Below are 18,988 nucleotides of genomic sequence, written 5' to 3'. Positions count from 1 at the left end.
TGTCAATTAAGATCTTTATGGATCATTGCCCCAAAACGAAAAAAGCCCGCAAATGCGGGCTGTAATCATAAGTAAGCTATTGATCATTAAAGAAGTATTATTGACTCACCCTGAGCAACTCACAAACGGTTAACGATTAACGAAGGTGAGCTGGGACCTTACTCTTATCTCTAGTGAGGTAGTAGTACAGATAAACCAAAGAATAAACGGTCACAAATCCATCGAGCGCAAACACTCCGCTCCAGCCATAGAACCACTCATAATCGTTGATACACACGTTGTATAAGAAGATGCCAACGAACATCGACTTCTCAAATGCGCTGTAAATCATCGTCGAGGTTCGCAGCGATTTGTACTTCGCCGAGAACATCAACAACACACCAATACAGCCAACCATCACACCCCAGTGTTGATAAGTACCGAGCAAGTACTCTTTGTTTTCCATCATGGTATCGTTGTATGAGAACAGCGTCTGCATACTCCAATCTGGCGCTAGGAAAGTGGAAAAAGCCGTCGCTGTTAAGAAACCTGTAATCATCAAATACGATTTGATCGTACGTTCAAAAAAACGTTCCAACATAAAAGTAACCTCTTAAAATAATTTCGTGAAAATAACTTTTTGAAAAATAAACAGTGTCATACCAACAGTGATTTACTGGCCAAGCATGCCCATCACTGCGGTTTTTAATTCGTTGTCTTCTTTTGAAAACAGATGCTTAACTCGATGATCTAAACCCGTTTCCAAGACTGTTTTGGCGTGGGAGAAAGTCAGGAAACCTTCTTTACCGTGATAGTTGCCCTGACCTGATTCACCAATGCCACCAAACGGCGCGTCATCAACTGCTAAATGAAAAACACAGTCATTGATACACATGCCACCGGAGTGAACTTGGTGCTTAACCTGAGCCTGTAAGCTCAAATCAAAGCTCATTAAGTAGAGTGCTAACGGCCTTGGTTTGCTATTGATGACTTGGAACGCCTCTTCGACATTGCGATACGTAATCAAGGGCAATAATGGGCCGAAAATCTCTTCGTTCATCACCTTGGATGACAGGCTTGGTTCAACGATCAAATGTGTCACCAAGCGATGAGTATCTAGGTCCATCGCTTCGTCATGGCAAGCAACGATTCGTGTCCCTGCTTCCTGCTCTTCATTCAACAGACCAGCAATACGATCACATTGGCGAGGGTTAATGAGCGAGGTTAAACTCTCAGAGTAGATCCCTTCATCAAACAGCTGTTGGTATTGTTTTTTGTACTCCAGAATGAAGGATTCGAGCTTATCTTCAGGGAGTAGCACGTAATCTGGAGCGACACACACTTGGCCGTTGTTTAGGCTCTTGCCATAAATGATTCGCTCTACCGCAATATCAATCGGCATGTCTTCTGCCACGATAACCGGCGACTTTCCACCCAGCTCTAGCGTGACTGGGGTTAGCGTATCAGCCGCTGACTTCATCACTTGGCGACCCACTTGGGTTGACCCTGTAAATAGAAGATGATCAAACGGCAACGCCGAAAATGCGGCTGCGATTTCTACCTCACCTTCAACCAAGCACACCTCATCGGCATGGAAAACTTCCGCCAATAGCGCTGTTAATACTTGGTTCGTCGCTGGGGTAAATTCGCTCATCTTGATCATGGCGCGATTGCCTGCAGCCAGCGCCGAAATAAGCGGGCCGACGGATAACATGATCGGGAAATTCCACGGAGCAATAATCCCTACGACGCCTTTGGGTTGATAAACCACCTCAACACGAGAGGTTGAAAGTAATGGTCCGGAATGACGAATTGAAGATGTCGACCAATGAGGCAAACATTCAATGCTGTGATCAATATTTCCGATACAAGGCAATATGTCAGCCATCAAAGTGTCTTGTCGGCTACGGTGACCATAGTCCTCACTCACGGCTACACACAAACGATCTGTGTAATCGATAAGCGCAGATTTAAGTGCGAGCAGCTGCTCAATTCTCTCCGATATCGCCGGCATCGGTTTCTGTGCAAAAGCTCCCTGCATGCTGTTCAACGTCATGGTCATTTGTGTTGGCGTCAATTCGTGTTTCATACATCACCTCGTGGTTAAGATGAGCACACAATAATACACAGCAGACCGGTCGGTCTAGTGTTTTATTGTCAGAGAATCGTCAATGGAGTTTTGATTACAATCCAATGAGGCGGCTACAAACGGGGCAAAAAGTCAGGGGAATTTAAATAAGAAGGCGTAACTAACACGCAAGGCAAATAGAGATTTTAAATGGCAGGATCAAAAATGGCCGCTTAATGCGACCATTTGATAATTACTTAAGTTATTGTTCTAAAAAACAATTTAAAAATTAACGTTAGCTCTTGGCTACGTTTGCAATGCCTTCAAGCTGAAGTACTGGAGCGGCGTCAATGTCTTCTGCGTTCATCATTGATGATACTCGCTGCATTGAAGAAAGCAGTAAGCTTTGCTCCCACGGCTCTAGGTTTTGGAATTTTTTAACGAAGTTATCTTGCAGCGGTGGTGGCGCATTGTTTAGCAACTCTTGACCTTTTTCAGTCAGGTTTGCGTGTACTTTGCGGCGATCTGACGAGCTGCGAACACGTTGTACATAGCCATTCAGTTCCAAGCGATCGATGATCGTGGTTGTGGTGGCTTGGCTTACATTGGTGTGATTAGACAATTCTTTGATCGTCACATTACCCATTTCTTGGATTGCTCTCATTAAGATTAATTGAGGGCCAGTCAAACCATACTCTTTACTCAGCTTTTTCGAGTGTAAATCGATAGCGCGAATAATTTGGCGAATAGCGACCAGGATTTCGTCATGTTTGTCCAAGATGCAGACCTTTGTACTAATATACTGTGAATGGTTTTACAGCGTCGAAGCGATGATATGTCCTGATTATTTACGTCAGGTGAGCTCGAATTACACTGTAAATTGATAAATTACTTCATTGATTTTTCCGCATTGTACTGATGTTCATACTATTCTCAATCTTTTCTATACCACTAAACTTGCGTGGTACGGCACTTTTACTTATTGAAGGGGAAATGAAAGCTTCAATGAAAGTAAAAATAGTGAGTCAGAGAATACAAGTTCAAACAATAATATATTTTAATAATCATGGAGGTAGAGAGACTTAACCCTCTCCACCTAATAAAAAACCAGCCCTAATCGCCAAGCTGGAAAACGAAATTTTACGCGGCTGTATTCATCTGAAAATTACCCGTTAGTGCGTTGTAAAACTCGCTGTTATCCAGAATACCGACCAGTTGATTGTCTTCCACCAGCAAAATCGGGTGATTACTTAGCTGTTTCAGTTTAATCGCATCACGCATGCCAATTTCCGGGCTTGCCACAACTACACTAGACTCGCTGATCGCAGTTAAGTCGTCAGACTCATTCCACTCGACAAGCGCCAAAGCAGATTCACCTTTCACTGATAAAGCACCTTCACTCTGTTCAATCCAGAGATCTTTAGAATCGCAAATCTTCCAGCTTTCATTCTCTTGCGTCAGTGAATCAAGAGGCTGCATCAAAGAGCGACCTTTAAGTACATTCAGTGGGTTGGTGTGAGCAACGAAGTCTTTTACGTATTCTGTTTTTGGCGTCAATACGATCTCTTCAGGCTTACCGTGTTGAATCAGTTTGCCGGACTCCATGATCGCGATGTTGTTACCAATCTTCAGTGCTTCATCTAGGTCGTGACTCACGAACAGAATCGTTTTGTTGAGTTTGTTTTGCAGTGTGATCAGTTCATCTTGCAGCTGAGCACGAATCAATGGGTCCAGCGCCGAGAACGGTTCATCCATCAATAGAATGTCTGTGTCCATAGCGAACGCACGTGCCAAACCAACACGTTGCTGCATACCGCCAGAAAGCTCATGCGGGAATTTGGTCTCCCATTCCGCTAGGCCAACCATTTCCAATTGTTCACGCGCTTTTGCACGACGAACATCTTTTGCTACGCCCTGCATTTCAAGACCAAACGCCACGTTGTCTAATACGTTAAGCCATGGCATCAAAGCAAACTTTTGGAAAACCATGGATACACGGTGAGTACGTAGATGACGCAGAGTCGCTTCATCACACTGTGCTAAATCGACTTGTTGGTCACCGTCTTTGATTGTCAGTGAACCACGGCTGATCTCATTCAAGCCGTTAACTGCGCGAAGCAAAGATGATTTACCAGAACCAGACAAACCCATCAATACACAGATCTCGCCTTCTTCAACCGTCAGCGACACATTGTCTACGCCGACAACTTGACCTGTTTCATCGATGATCTCTTGGCGAGTTTTACCTTGATCGAGTAGCTCAAGCGCTTGATTGGCTTTGTTACCAAACACAACATCAAGGTTTTTAATGGTAATCGCGTCCATTGCCTTTTGTTCCTGAGAGATAGACATGATTAAGCTTCCTTCTGGTTTGGTGTTTTGCACAAGCGGTCAAGGATGATTGCGACTAAAACAATCGCTAATCCGGCTTCAAAACCTTGTGAGATGTTCACTGTGTTCAATGCACGAACAACAGGTTTACCAAGTCCGTCAGCACCAACAAGAGCGGCGATAACCACCATCGAAAGCGACAACATAATACATTGGGTGACACCCGCCATGATGCTTGGCAGAGCGGCAGGCAATTCAACTTTGAGCAGTAACTTCATGCGACTTGCACCAAAGGCTTTACCCGCTTCAATCAACTCTTCAGGGACTTTCGTTACCCCTAAGTAGGTCAAACGAATCGGTGCAGCTATCGCGAAAATAATGGTCGAGATTAAGCCAGGAACGATGCCCAAGCCGAATAGAACCAGAGTTGGGATCAGATACACAAACGTTGGAACGGTCTGCATTAAATCGAGAATTGGGCGCAACATCGTATAGAGCCAAGGACGGTGAGCAGCCATGATGCCAACCGGTACGCCAATTAATACGGAAATCGTTGTCGCCGCAAAGACGAGAACAAAGGTTTCCAGCATTTCTTGCCAGTAGCCGAGGTTAAGAATAGTCAGCAGTGCCGCGACCACAAAGATCACAAGCGAAGGTTTACGGTGTAAGTACCATGCAATCGCAGCAGTAATCACGATTGGCAGTGCAGGCGGCATCCACTTAAATACGTCGACTAAAAACATAATGACGGTTTCTAGAAAAATCGAAATAGCGTCAAAGAATCCTGCTGCATTGATTGTTAGCCAATCAACACCCGCTTCCATCCATTGTCCGACAGGGATTTTGTTTTCCGTAATAAAATTCACAATATTGCCTTTTATTATGGGCGGGCTACTTCAAACCAATCGATAAATTGGCAAGCCCACCTTTATTATTTATGTAGCTGTTGAGATAGGTAGAACTAAACTTTAACTTGTTTTAGGTATTCAGTAACTGCTTGAGTCGCTGATTCACCTTTATGCGTTTTTACGTTGTCTAACCAAGCTTCAACTTGTTGAGGGTTGTTGTTCAACCATTGTTGAGCCGCTTTTTCTGGCTTCACTTTTTGGTTAAGAATCTCTTCCATCAACTGGTTTTCCATCTCTAGAGTGAACTCTAGGTTCTGTAGAAGCTGACCGACGTTTGCACACTCAGACAGGTAGTTTGAACGAACGTTGGTGTAAACATTCGCGCCACCGTAGTTAGGGCCGAAGAAGTCGTCACCACCTGAAAGGTATTCCATTTCAACATTGCTGTTCATCGGGTGCGGAGCCCAACCAAGGTAAACAATCCATTGACTACGGCGTGCTGCGCGTGACACTTGAGACACCATGCCCGCTTCGCTTGATTCCACTAGGCTGAAATCTTTCAAGCCAAACGCGTCAGAATCAATCATTGATTGGATTAGGCGGTTACCGTCGTTACCCGGTTCGATGCCGTAGATGCGGTCTTTAAATTTGTCGGCATGTTTTGCTAGGTCGGCGAAGCTTTTTACACCTGAGTCGTACACGTATTTTGGTACAGCTAGTGTGTATTTTGCGCCTTCAAGGTTGGCACGAACGGTTTCAACCGTGCCCTCTTCACGGTACTTAGCAATATCGCCTTCCATGGTTGGCATCCAGTTACCTAGGAATACGTCAATATCGCCGTTCGCCATTGAAGAGTATGTCACCGGTACTGAAAGTAGGTCGGTTTTGGTTTTGTAACCAAGGCCTTTTAATAGTTCAGAAGTAACGGCGGTTGTTGCGGTAATGTCAGTCCAGCCTACATCAGCGAATCGAACGTTTTCACATTGCTGCGGTTCTACTGAAGCATTGGCATAAGCACTGAACGCGAATGAACTGATTGCTAGCGTTACGAGCGCCTTTTTTGTAGCGGTTTGTTTATGTTGAGTCGTCATAATGATTCCTTTTTATCTTTCCTTTTTCTGCCCTAACTCATACTAATCAGGGCAGCTTTGCTGACTTTTGACTAATTTTGGTTGTTACTTTTTTTATTATTTCTGCGTTTATTATTTTTATTTCAATAACAGAGGCTTACGCTTCTCTTACTGGTTTATTTATTCTTTGCTTCTCTTGCCATTCAGGTGCAATCCACACTGGAACGTCCTGCTCTTTGAGCATTGGCTTACCCAAAATCAAATCGGAAGCACGCTCAGCCACCATGATGGTCGGGGCGTTCAAGTTTCCGTTCGGAATAACAGGGAAAACAGATGAGTCGACAACACGCAGATTATCAATGCCGCGAACACGACACTCTTCATCAAGCACTGCCATTGGATCATCATCAGCGCCCATTTTGCAGCCACATGAAGGGTGATACGCACTTTCCACGTTCTGCTTAACCCATTCGTCGATTGCTTCATCGGAAGTGATACTTAGACCCGGCTGAATCTCTTCGCCTCGGTAAGCATCCATTGCTGGTTGAGACAAGATCTCACGCGTTAAACGAATACAATCACGCCAATCTTGGCGGTCTTGCTCAGTCGAGATGTAGTTGAAAATGATCTCTGGCTTGGCATGCGGATCAGCAGAAGTGATCGCAACCGTACCGCGACTTTCTGGCTTATTAGGCCCAACGTGTACTTGGAAACCGTGACCATCAAAGGCCGCTTGTCCGTCGTAACGCATCGCTGCAGGCAAGAAGTGATATTGAATGTTTGGCCACTTCAATCCTTTGCGAGAACGAATGAACGCGCACGATTCAAAGTGGTTAGTGGCACCAAGGCCTTTGCGAGTCAGAATCCATTCCGCGCCAATCATGCCCTTGCTGACCAAGCCAAGCTTACTGTTGAGCGTGATAGGTTCGTTGCAGTGATATTGAAAGTACACTTCTAAGTGATCTTGAAGGTTTTCACCGACACCGCTTAGTTCGTGTTTAACTTCAACGCCGGCCTTTTCAAGCACGGCTTTCGGGCCGATACCAGAAAGTTGCAGCAGTTGAACCGAGCCAATAGAACCCGCAGAAGAGATCACTTCTTTGTTCGCCACAGCCACCTGGGTATTGCCTGACTTTTCAAACTCGACACCGACCGCTTTCAAGCCCGATTGACCTTCTGAGTCTTGTGCTTCAAGTAAGAAACGACGCGCCACGATGCCTTTCTTCAAGGTCAGGTTTGAACGCTTCAATGCACGGCGTAGATAAGCGTTAGAGGTTGAGGCTCTAACACCCTTGTCTACCGTCATATGCATAGTGCCGAAGCCTTCTTGCTGGTAGCCGTTGTAATCGTTGGTTTCTGGGTAACCTGCGTCTTTACCTGCATCGATAAACGCTTGGTAAAGCGGGTTGAGCGCCATATCGTTACCATTACAAGTGCCAACAGGGCCATTGTCACCACGGTATTCATCACCGCCTTTGTTCCATGATTCAGCACGGCGGAAGTAAGGCAAACAAGCTTGGTAATTCCAACCCGCTGCGCCCTCTTCTTCCCATTGGTCAAAATCACACGCGTGGCCACGAACATAAACCATCCCGTTGATCGATGAGCTGCCGCCTAACACTTTGCCACGTGGGCAGTGCAGTTCACGTCCATCAAGACCCGGTTCTTTCTCTGTTTCAAATTGCCAAGCGTACTTTTCAGTATTCATTGGGTAAGAAAGCGCGGTTGGCATCTGGATAAAAATACTCTTATCCGTACCACCCGCTTCCAGTAATAAAACGCTATGTTCACCGCTTTCCGTTAGCCTATCCGCTAACACACAGCCGGCCGAACCCGCGCCGACGATAATATAATCGTAGCGTTGTTCCATGTTTTGATTTCCCTGAGATGAGTCAGTAGGGCTAGCTTTTTTAAGCTAACCCATAAAATTGAGTGTTACGCGTTAAGCATAAGGGCTGGCGTAGTCGCCAAGTTCAATAAGAATGCTCTTAGTCTGCGTATAATGAAGTAGGGTTTCTGGTCCATTTTCACGGCCAATACCCGAAAGCTTGTAACCACCAACAGGCATTTCTGCCGGTGAGTCGCCCCACGTGTTCACCCAACAAATACCTGCCTGCATTTGATGAATAACACGATGCGCACGAGAAAGGTTTTGCGTGAACACACCAGCCGCAAGGCCATATTTGGTGTCGTTAGCGCGGCGAATCACGTCGTCTTCGTCGGTAAACTTCAACACTGACATCACAGGGCCAAAGATCTCTTGTTGAACGTGAGGCATGTTGTCTTCGCAATCCACAAACACGGTTGGGATAACAAAGTTGCCGTTTTCGAGGCCATTGTCTGTCACTTGATAGCCGCCCGTCAGCAGAGTTGCGCCCGACTGCTTAGCTAGCTCAATTGCTTCAAGGACTTTTGAAAGGTGTTCTTTAGAAATCAACGCGCCGATCTGAGTCTCCATGTCCATCGGGTTACCAATGATCAGCTTCTCAGTGCGTGTTTTAAGTTGGTCGATGAATGCGTCATAGATGTTTTCATGTACATAAACACGAGTACCGTTGGTACACACTTCGCCTTGGGTGTAGAAGTTGGCAACCATCGAAGCGGAAACCGCATCATCCAATTTCGCATCATCAAACACGATCATTGGTGACTTGCCGCCAAGTTCCATCGTTACAGACTTGAGTGTTTTAGCACTGTCTGACATTACCGCTTTACCGGTACCGGTTTCACCTGTGAACGACACTTTAGCGATGTCGGGATGAGCCGTTAGCATCTGACCAACACGGTAATCGCCCTGAACCACGTTAAACACGCCATCAGGAAGACCAGCTTCAGTAAAGATCTCTGCAAGCTTTTGAGCTGTGAGCGGAGTCTCTTCTGAAGGTTTGAAAATCATCGCGTTACCCGCGGCCAATGCCGGAGCCGATTTCCACATCGCGATTTGAATAGGGTAGTTCCACGCGCCAATGCCAGCACAGATGCCTAGCGGTTCACGGCGTGTGTAGAAAAATTGAGATTCGCTCAGCGGTTGTTGGTCACCTTGTAGAGTTGGAGCAAGGCCAGCAAAATATTCAATAACATCAGCGCCAGAGGCTACATCCACTGCAATCGCTTCCTGTAAAGGCTTACCCGTATCAACAACCTCAAGTTTTGCAAGGTCATCATTTCGAGCTCTAAGTATCTCTACCGCCTTCAAAAGAATACGACTGCGCTCGACTGCTGTCATTGCTGACCACACAGCGAAGCCACGTTTTGCTGATTCGATAGCGCTATCTACATCCGCGGCAGAGGCTTGGCCTAGCTTGGCAATAGGTTCGCCATTTGCAGGGTTGATGCTATCAAAGGTTTCACCAGACGTAGCTTTAACCGCTGCGCCATCGATGTATAACGAGTTCATTTCCATGTGAGATTCTGACTTAATTATTGTTATTAGACTCTACTGGTCTAGTTTAAATGTTGGTCGTTCTAGTGCTGTTCTAGTTCTAATACTGCGTTCTATTTGGTACTGCACGAGTAGAACGTAAGTTGTTTATCTAGATAATCATTGATGATGGCACGCGCCTTTTGAGCATCGATACCATCTGGGTTTAGTGTGCCTCGCAGCCACAAACCATCAATCAGAGACGCAATCCCGTGAGCAACGAGATCCGCTTGTTCATGATTCAAAATACCTTTCAACTCAAGACGTAAGTGTGAAATCAAACGTTTTTCATTCACACGCTGCAGTCTTTTCAGCTGCTCGTCATGCATTGAATATGACCAAAATGCCAACCACGCCTTCGCGACCTTATTTTCTGCTTGGTAACCTTCGAAGTTACCATCGATGATCGCGTTGATTCTCTGTTGGTGAGCGTCAACAGGAAGCGCTTTTAGTGACGTGGTGATGGTGTTGGAGAGTTGGCGAAGGATTTCACGCATGGTCTCTTCGAGCAGCCCATGCTTTCCACCAAAATAGTGATTAATAATGCCAGTGGAGACTCCCGCTTCTTTGCTGATCAACGCAATACTCGCGGCATGCAAACCCACTCGATCAATCACCGTCATGGTGGCTTGAACAAGCTGTGGTTTACGTATATCAGGCATCCCAACCTTCGGCATTTCTCAGTCCTTTTATTTTATATTGAACGTTCAGTTAAATATAAAATGACAGAAATTTAGTTAGGGTTCAAATGATTATTTAAAACAAACTCGTAACAACACAGCATTCAAATCGACAAAATCCATTACAAAACAATAGATTAAATATCATTTAGAGCACTAACGAAAACAATTAAAGATTTGAGGTGTGATAGTTATTGGTCAAATGTTTTTGCTTGTTCTGAACAAACTTCAACCGCTTATCTTCTGTGCCGAAATAGGACGAGACACAGCGAATAGGCATCGTTATTTGTATATTGGTAGGGAAAGTCGATGATGCGATTGATGAAGAGTAAAAATGAAAATCAGATACAAAGAGAGCACCACAAGTAAGTTCGGTGCTCTCATTTTTATCGCCAATATTGAGATAATAAAATGTGGTTGGTTCAACTAAAAAGCCAAGTGGTAACTATTGCTCGATTGATCCAGTGAAATTACCCAACTTTGCTCTTGTTCACTGCTGCTCATCGGTACCCAACGAGCGTAGATTTGATCCCAGTTCCCATTCACCTCTAATTCCACCACATCGATTTGAGTTGGGTACACCGTGGTGATTCTCGACAAAGGGTCAGCGACAACATCACCGTTACTCATCACAAATGCCGACTCGGAATACAAGTGCAGCGCTCCCGGAGTGGTTCCCGTGTAATCCATCGACAAACTGATCTTCTCACCGACATCAAACGAAAACCCAGCTTGCGCAACAATCTCCGAAGTGTCGGTTATCGCTGCAACGGCTGGCTGAGCAGGAGAAACAGGCGTCTGAACCGGCGTTGGCGTGGCAGATGGTGTCTGAGCTGGCGCAGCACTTGAGCTTCCCCCACCACCTCCGCCGCCACAGGCTGCGACTAACAAAGGCAGAGAACTGATGGTGAATAGTTTGATTGTATAATTCATGGTGCTCTCCTACTCGTCCGTCGCTGAAATAACTTTATTGGTGGTCGATGCCTTGTACCACTCGCCATCTGTCTCACCACTACTGGTTACCCATGTAGGGAACGACGTATAAGCTTCACTGATGTCAATGTATTCTACAGGGTGGTCCCATTCGTCACGGATGTTAATCACCCAAGGCATGTTGTTGCTGGTCTTAAACGATTCAGAACCCGAAGAGCGGTCATCGTGACTATTGAACAAGGCATTATTCATTTCACTGGTGCCAGAAAACGCTTTGAGGTGAGTTTGCCATGTCATACCTGGAGGAGTGCCAACAAAATCACCGTGGTACATATCTTCAGCCGCGAAAATGAATGAGTCATAAGGTGGATAGCCGATTTCATCACGCGATACTGGAGACGTAAACTCGACGTACAATTGATAGTTGAGAGCATCAGCATTTTGCTGTTCAGAGCATGCGCTTTGTGTTCGGTAGAAGACGCAGCTTTCGGTGAGTTCACCTAGGTTTTCTAGCTCCACTCTCAGATCTTCAGACACCATCAGAATCGTTTCGCTGCTCCCCTCTTTGAGAATGGTATGGCCAACGGCGACACCATTTCGAGTCAACGTTGTGGATGCCACGTTAGCAGGCAGAACGTTCGGCAGTTTCAATGCATAGCCATTGGAGTAACCAGCCCCCATCGCCTGAAGTGTGTAATCTATGGTTAAGTTTTTAAGCTCTCGCTGTCCATTGAGTTGCTCTGTCACTCGGTAACGCCACACCACATCATTGAAATCATAGTCCCCTTTCAAGGGCCAATTATCTTCAAATGCGATCGTTGCGTAGCTGTTCGAGCTTGGGTAGACCGACGTGACTGTCACATCCTCATTATTCTCTTGCACAAGCACTTCGTATTTGGAATCTGTCGTGCCATCTTCATTGACCCCATCAACAGCCGCAAATGGCGTCACTTCAACAGTGAAGATCAAATCATTAAAGTCGTTGTCTCCAGTAGGGCGATAAATATCCTCAAAGCCAAGTACTAGGAACTCATTTTCTGTATCGAGGAAGGCAACATTGTGTCTTCGATATTCAGCGGTCGCCTCTGGGTTGAGCGATGGATAGCTGTAAAAAGGTGTTCCCCAACCGCCAAGCCACGGGATATTGTTATAAGAACCCTCCCAACCCCAACCATTGGAGATAATGAAGAAAGCCAATGTTTGGCCAGCGGTAAGTTGGACACTTAGATCAATCGTGTCGCCTTCCTGCATCTCACCAACACTAGCAACGGACGTATTGGGAAACACAATCACATGCGCATTAATATCATCTTTAGTCGCCGGTGGGTTGTTAGTGTCAAACACAAAATAACCGAGGGAATTTCGATAACCCGCCCCTTCATTCAGGAAAGTGATTGTGGCTGTGGCGTACTCTGCACCGCCCAACTCATCATCAATATCAATACTCGAATAACGCTCAGGTGCAATAAAGGCACTGTTCACGGTAGTGCCTTCTGGCAACATCGAATAGACGTTAGTTAAAACATCTTGAGGAAGTGACCCCGCGATCGAATAAGTATTATTGGGTTTACCTTTTGCAGAATAGTTAGAAGCATCCGAGCCTGATTCAAATGTAAGGTCTGCGGTTGTCAACGCCATCGCGACACATGGCACCAAGCAACTCGGCAATATGACTGAATTCCAATTTCTCATTCTGTTCCCTCTTTCACTAGCCTTAAACGTGTATAGAGGAATGGAGCAAGTATAGTGCCGAAAAATAAAACTATATTTAACAGAAGGTTATGATTATCTAGTTGAAAAATCTCATTTTGAGAATGAAGTTGAATGTAAAAACCGCTATTCAAATAGCGGTCTTAATTTGGGATGAATAGAAGGGTTAACAAAGTAACTAACTGTGGTTTATTCGCCGATAATCGGCATAGACTGCCAGGCTCTTTGGTGCAACATTTCACAACCAGATTCGGTAATAACGATGTTCTCCTCGTGTACCATCATACGGTTTTTCGCAAATGCCATACCGGGCTCTAACGTTAACACCATGCCGGGTTTTAATATCACATCACCATTTGGCACATGTGATGGCCACTCGGTTAGCTGCATACCCAGACCATGCCCCATTCGACCCACATCGTTGCCGAGTGCACCGTTCTTTTCGAGCACCGACCACATGGCTTGCCACACGTCTCCGGTTGTTCGTCCCGGCTCTGCAATCGCGAGCCCTGCTTCTGTCGATTGATAAACGGCGTCATAAGCCGCTATCGTATCTGGCTGTGCATGCCCAAACGCATAATTACGGTCAAAGTCGCTAAAGTAGCCATCAAAGTTAGCCCCCGTGTCGATGATCAACACGTCACCTTCACTGAGTACACGGTCGGTTGGTCCCATAATGATGTTGTCATACCCACCTTGGCCGGACGCGGAAATAAGATAAGGACACGCATCGGCACCCAAACGTAACATCTCTAAATGCATCGCTTTACACGCCTGTCGTTCTGTCATGCCTATCGCTAAATGGTGACGAAGATATTCAAAGCCCGCCGCCGTCACTTGACAAGCAAAGCGTACTTTATCGATCTCAGCTTGAGACTTAACACTACGCAAGTCTCGAACCATCAATGACACATCAACCACACAGTGTTGGCTCAACTTCTGCTGTAACAATGCATAATTAGTGGCTGGCATACGCAAATGTGTTTCAGGGCCAATCATCGAACCGATTCTACGAGAACCCTTGGAGACCTCAGATAGCGTAGAAGCTAACAAAGAGATACCGTCATCTTCAGGCCTTGGTGACGGCCAACTACGCACGTCGTCAATCCATGTTTCTTCAAAGCCAGCAACACCGATCTCTGGCACTACCGCTATGGGCTTACCAACCGCAGGCACCACCAAAAACCAAGGTCGAGTTGGGCTTTCCCAAAACTGCGATTTAAAGCCACTGAAATAACGGAATTCAGGCTCGGTTGTGAAAAACGCAGCATCGATGTTTTGTGCGCGAAGGCGTTGTTGTAACTCGACAGTGCGTTGCTCGAGTTCTGCTGATTCAAACCCTCTCTGCGGAGGTGTTAACGGCAATATACTCATATCTCTATCCTTAAATGAAGAAAGGTAACCCTAGAATTAATTGAATAAAACATCTCTTGGTAGCAGAGCGATACTTGGAAAGAAAATCAGCAAAGCAGACATCAATATCAAAATAAGGAAAAACGGTAATGCCCCACGGATCACTTCCATGTAAGGTCGCTCGAAAATCGCTATCGCGGTAAAGATGTCACAACCAAATGGAGGTGTTGCCGACCCAATGGCCATTTGCAGCGTTACCATCACACCGACCAAGATTGGATCGATACCTGCGGCATTAACAATCGGCATGAAAATCGGCGTCAAGATCAGCAAGACCACTAACGAATCCACAAACATACAGCCGACAAAGAAAGTCAGTGCGATGACAAACAGAATGTATTCAGGTGAGGCGTCTTCTAGATTAAGAGGAGCTAGCAATTCCTGAGGAATTTGTTCAAACGAGATATACCAAGAGAACGCCTGACCGACACCCACCAGCACAAAAACAACTGCAGTAATCAAGCCGGTATTTAGCGCTGCATCGCAGATATCTTTTACGCCAAGTTTGCGATAGAAAATGCACTCAACGATGATTGCATATAACACAGCAAATGAAGCCGCTTCGGTAGGAGTGACCACACCAGAATAGATACCACCGATAATCAAAGCAGGGAAGCCGAGAGGAAGAATCGCTTTCTTGATCGCTTCAATACGCTCGGCAGTGTTGGCCTTTTCAACCAAAGAGATGGTGTCACTGTGTTTCACGCTGTAGGCATAGCTGTATAACGAGAACAGGCTCGCGAGCACTAAGCCCGGACCAATACCAGCAATAAACAACTCCCCTACACTGGCGTTGGCTAAGGTGCCGTAAAGAATCAAGCCGATACTCGGCGGAATAAGAAATGCGATGTCACTGGCATTGATGATCAACGCCATCACAAAACTATCTTTGTACCCTGCTTGCAGCAACTTAGGACGCATGATTTGCCCAACCGACACCACGGTCGCTTGGGTCGAACCGGAAACTGAACCAAACAAGGTACAGCTGATACACGTAGTAATCGGTAACCCGCCACGCAGGTGTCCAACAAAAGCTTGAATCAGACCCAGTAGGTTATACGCCGTGTGACCACGCGTCATAATATCCGCAGCCAAGATGAACATCGGCACCGCGATCAGAGCGTTCGGCGAAATACCTGTCACCATCTGCTGAATCAATACACCGGGCTCTACCTGAGAGAAATGAATCAAGCCAATCAAAGCCCCAACCGCTAACGGCACGATCATAGGGAAGCTCAAAAACAGCAAAATCACCATCACAGAGACAAGAGTAAATGTAATGACATAAATATCTAATTCGCCGGCAATAATGTCCGAGAAAAACTGTGCAACATCACTCATTCAAACTCACCTACTTTTGTATTTCTATTTTCAATCACGTCAAATGACACGTAGATCTCTTCATGCAATAAGTTCATCAAGAAACTCATGCTGTATTGCAATCCCGCGATAAAAAATCCGATCGGAATGATCGCGTACACCCAATACACAGGGAACTGTAAGGCTGGACTTAACCGGTTGATATCTTTCAGCTCTTTAACGTAAAAGAACGCATGGTAGGTGAGGTAAAACATCAGTATTGCTGTTAATAACGCAATGATGGTTGTGAGGATTTTCTGAGCTTTCGTGCTCAATGAATCGTAGACAGCTGTCATACGAATATTTCGACCTTGGCGCACCGCATAAGCGAAGCCAATAAAGGTCACAGACACAATCAGAAACTGATTGAGCTCTTCCGAAAAAAATAGGCTTTTATTGAAGGCGTAACGACCAATCGCATTGGCAGTAGAGTTGATCATCATCGCGAGAATGGCAGTCATGATCAAAAAGCGCTCTAGCTTTTCTGTCGCGACACTTATTTTATGTAGCAGTTCTTTCATAACAGGCAGTGCTCCATACTTCGTTCAGTGACACGAGTCCATTGCCACTATTTGGAGAAGGTTGGGATAAGCTATCCGCTGACACATATCAACGGATAACTATCATCCTTACTAACGCTTTCTATTGCGTTGCTGAAGCAGCCTTCACTTCACCTAGGATCTCTTCGAGAATGGTTTTCGCACCCTCACGAGCTTCGCTTTTCTGACCCGCCGGGTAAGCATTCGCCACTACGTCGTAGTATGTCGTGTGCAGCTTCTGGCTTAGCGTTTTAAAGCGCTCACGCTCTTCATCCGTCAACACAACCACTTGCATGTTTGGACGCTCTTTCAAGATCTTGTCCATGTTCTCTTTGTTGATGCGGATCTGATAGTCGTAAGCCGCTTGATCTGCCGCTTTGATTGCTTTGTCGACCATTGCTTGCTTCTCTTCAGACAAAGCGTTGTACCACTTACTGTTGGTCGAAACGGTACTCACATAAGGTTGCTGACCTGGGAACATTAAGTAGTCTTGAACCTCATGCCACTTTGCGTTGTAGATGAAGTAGATAGGGTTAACCATGCTATCAATGGTCTTTAGTTGCAGTGAACCGTACACTTCACCCCAAGAAAGAGGGGTAGGTGTTGCACCAAACGCTTTGTAGGTTTCAACAGGAATGGTTGAAGTGAAAGTACGGATTTTCTGGTTCGCAAAATCTTCAGGAGTACGGATAGGTTTATTACCGCCCCAAACCATTTCACCCTCAGACATCATCGACAATAGCTTGAGGTTTACACTCTCAAACTTCGGTGCCAATTTGTTGTAGATGGTTGGGCTTTCCGTTAACACCTTATGGGTGATTTCTTCATTGGTACCCAGTACATAAGGCAAGCTCACTGCCTGAACTTCAGGAACATAAGATCCTAAGTGACCCGCTCCTACAGATACGAATTGAATCGTGCCTTTAGCAGCCAATTCTACGATGTCGTTTTCTGTCCCTAGTTGACCGTAGTAATAGATGCGGACACGGATGTCGCCATCAGATTCCTTCTTAATCACTTCCGCAAATTTTTGCGCATAGATGTCTTGAACGTCTGTTTTGTCCTCTTCTGAAGCAAACTTCCATGTTTCGGCATGAACGCCAAAAACCATGCTCAAACTTAGCAGTGCTACGCCTAATCGTTTCATCCTGTCTTTCCTTTTATTATCCTAATTACACGTTGATGACCTTGGTCACTTCACGCGCTTCAGTTTTGGCTGTGTCGACAATAAACTCCGTTTAAAGTCTGCCATCTTGCAGTGCCAAATGCGTCACTGCTGAATCCGTGTCTCTACTTATCGCTTCTAATTGAGTTGTTACTTCCAATTGAGCTGCTTTTAATTCATTGTTTCTAAATAAGTGTTTCTAAATTGATCTTGTTAAACGGTCGTTCACCAACTGAACCCAGTAACTCGCACCGAGCTTTAAGATGCCGTCATTAAAGTCATATTCAGGGTTGTGCAATGCGCAGCCACCGACCGATTCCGTACCATTACCCAACAGCACATAACAGCCCGGTTTAACACGAAGCATGCTTGAGAAATCTTCCGAAATAGTCAGCGGGTCGCAGGCGTCATTAACGTTCTCTACGCCAAGCACTTTCTGCGCGGCGGCAACCGAATATTGGGTTTGTTGCTCACTATTGATGGTTGGGTAGAAGGTATTGATGAACTCGAAATCGTAAGTAGCGCCCGCAGCCTGACAAATGCCAGCCACAATCCTCTCCATACTTTGTTTGATTCGATCGAGAGAAGACTCAGTGAAGCAGCGGCAGTCACCTTTAATGGTGACTTGGGTCGGGATAACGTTAACCGTGCCATCGGTAATAAACTCGGTCGCAGAGACTACAGCCGTGTCGTGGATCGCACTAAGGTTGCGAGATACTATGGTTTGCAGACCAAGAATGACTTGCGAACCGACGACTAAAGGATCAACACCTTGATGCGGCAGAGCAGCATGCCCACCCACACCATTGATGGTGATCTCAAAGCTACTTTCACTGGCCATTAATGATCCGGGGCGAACCATCAACTCACCTTCCGCTAAACCGGGGAAGTTATGAACTCCATACACTTCATCAATCGAGAATCGCTCAAATAAGCCATCATCAATCATCGCTTGCGCGCCACAACCGTGCTCTTCATCGGGTTGAAAGATGAAATACACAGTGCCATCGAAGGTTAGGTTCTCGGCCAAATAGCTTGCAGCGCCGAGCAGCATTGCGGAGTGTCCATCGTGCCCACAAGCGTGCATTTTTCCATCGTGTTGTGAGCAGTGTGCGAAGTTATTTTGTTCGTGAATATGTAGCGCATCCATATCAGCTCTCAGACCAATGCTCGCTTCACTCGATCCTGAACGAAGTATCCCAACTAATCCTGTTTTACCGATGTTACGCACCACTTCGATACCAAAGCTATGTAACTTATCGGCGATGAAATCGGAGGTCAGATTCACGTCAAAGCCACACTCAGGGAAACGGTGTAAATGTTGACGCCACTCCGTCATGCTTTGAATAAGCTGCGAAGACAGTTGGTCTGGTTTGATCGAGAAAGTAGAAGGCATAGTAGTAGTCCCAAAGTGTCATTCTTTGTATTAACGTAAAATGTAGAGTTAGCTTGACTGCTGAATGTAAACACGA

General features: G+C 45.7%; 16 protein-coding genes. All 16 read right to left on the bottom strand.

Annotation, left to right across the window (positions count from 1 at the left end):
- Positions 1–136: 136 nt before the first annotated feature.
- Positions 137–580, bottom strand: coding sequence for a hypothetical protein (locus tag HRQ85_RS02185; RefSeq protein WP_017070129.1), 444 nt, complete (start codon positions 578–580; stop codon positions 137–139).
- Between the two features lie 72 nt (positions 581–652).
- Positions 653–2,068 (bottom strand): coniferyl aldehyde dehydrogenase, encoded by a 1,416-nt coding sequence (locus tag HRQ85_RS02180; protein ID WP_172378548.1) that lies wholly within the window; start codon positions 2,066–2,068, stop codon positions 653–655.
- Between the two features lie 274 nt (positions 2,069–2,342).
- Positions 2,343–2,825, bottom strand: coding sequence for a MarR family winged helix-turn-helix transcriptional regulator (locus tag HRQ85_RS02175; protein ID WP_017061075.1), 483 nt, complete (start codon positions 2,823–2,825; stop codon positions 2,343–2,345).
- Positions 2,826–3,187: 362 nt separating this feature from the next.
- A complete protein-coding gene (gene choV / locus HRQ85_RS02170) occupies positions 3,188–4,399 on the bottom strand; it encodes a choline ABC transporter ATP-binding protein (protein ID WP_172378547.1) in 1,212 nt (403 codons plus the stop codon).
- Positions 4,400–4,401: 2 nt separating this feature from the next.
- Entirely contained in the window at positions 4,402–5,244 is an 843-nt protein-coding gene (gene choW / locus HRQ85_RS02165) for a choline ABC transporter permease subunit (RefSeq protein WP_019824535.1), read from the bottom strand.
- Positions 5,245–5,339: 95 nt separating this feature from the next.
- Positions 5,340–6,317 (bottom strand): choline ABC transporter substrate-binding protein, encoded by a 978-nt coding sequence (locus tag HRQ85_RS02160; RefSeq protein WP_172378546.1) that lies wholly within the window; start codon positions 6,315–6,317, stop codon positions 5,340–5,342.
- A gap of 136 nt (positions 6,318–6,453) precedes the next feature.
- Positions 6,454–8,166, bottom strand: a complete 1,713-nt coding sequence (betA, locus tag HRQ85_RS02155) for a choline dehydrogenase (protein WP_172378545.1) — start codon at positions 8,164–8,166, stop codon at positions 6,454–6,456.
- 72 nt (positions 8,167–8,238) lie between these two features.
- Complete coding sequence (gene betB / locus HRQ85_RS02150) at positions 8,239–9,699, bottom strand: betaine-aldehyde dehydrogenase (protein ID WP_172378544.1); 1,461 nt, start codon at positions 9,697–9,699, stop codon at positions 8,239–8,241.
- Between the two features lie 92 nt (positions 9,700–9,791).
- On the bottom strand, positions 9,792–10,394 hold the full coding sequence (betI, locus tag HRQ85_RS02145) for a transcriptional regulator BetI (protein ID WP_048610022.1): 603 nt from the start codon (positions 10,392–10,394) through the stop codon (positions 9,792–9,794).
- Positions 10,395–10,823: 429 nt separating this feature from the next.
- Positions 10,824–11,330, bottom strand: a complete 507-nt coding sequence (locus HRQ85_RS02140) for a hypothetical protein (RefSeq protein WP_172378543.1) — start codon at positions 11,328–11,330, stop codon at positions 10,824–10,826.
- Positions 11,331–11,339: 9 nt separating this feature from the next.
- Positions 11,340–13,022: an LruC domain-containing protein gene (locus HRQ85_RS02135; RefSeq protein ID WP_172378542.1), complete on the bottom strand. Its 1,683-nt coding sequence runs from the start codon at positions 13,020–13,022 to the stop codon at positions 11,340–11,342.
- Between the two features lie 207 nt (positions 13,023–13,229).
- A complete protein-coding gene (locus HRQ85_RS02130) occupies positions 13,230–14,414 on the bottom strand; it encodes a M24 family metallopeptidase (protein ID WP_172378541.1) in 1,185 nt (394 codons plus the stop codon).
- A gap of 36 nt (positions 14,415–14,450) precedes the next feature.
- On the bottom strand, positions 14,451–15,794 hold the full coding sequence (locus HRQ85_RS02125; RefSeq protein WP_102478417.1) for a TRAP transporter large permease: 1,344 nt from the start codon (positions 15,792–15,794) through the stop codon (positions 14,451–14,453).
- Positions 15,791–16,333, bottom strand: a complete 543-nt coding sequence (locus HRQ85_RS02120; protein WP_172378540.1) for a TRAP transporter small permease — start codon at positions 16,331–16,333, stop codon at positions 15,791–15,793. The genes HRQ85_RS02125 and HRQ85_RS02120 overlap by 4 nt, the downstream gene beginning before the upstream one ends.
- Before the next feature lie 121 nt (positions 16,334–16,454).
- Entirely contained in the window at positions 16,455–17,498 is a 1,044-nt protein-coding gene (locus HRQ85_RS02115; protein ID WP_102432479.1) for a TRAP transporter substrate-binding protein, read from the bottom strand.
- A gap of 217 nt (positions 17,499–17,715) precedes the next feature.
- Positions 17,716–18,912: a M20 aminoacylase family protein gene (locus HRQ85_RS02110; protein WP_172378539.1), complete on the bottom strand. Its 1,197-nt coding sequence runs from the start codon at positions 18,910–18,912 to the stop codon at positions 17,716–17,718.
- Positions 18,913–18,988: the final 76 nt, after the last annotated feature.

It is taken from the genome of Vibrio sp. Vb339 (assembly GCF_902751245.1).
In the GTDB taxonomy this organism is placed as follows: Bacteria; Pseudomonadota; Gammaproteobacteria; order Enterobacterales; family Vibrionaceae; genus Vibrio; species Vibrio coralliirubri.
Note: the sequence above shows the minus strand (reverse complement) of the source record. Positions and strands in the feature narration are given on the sequence as shown.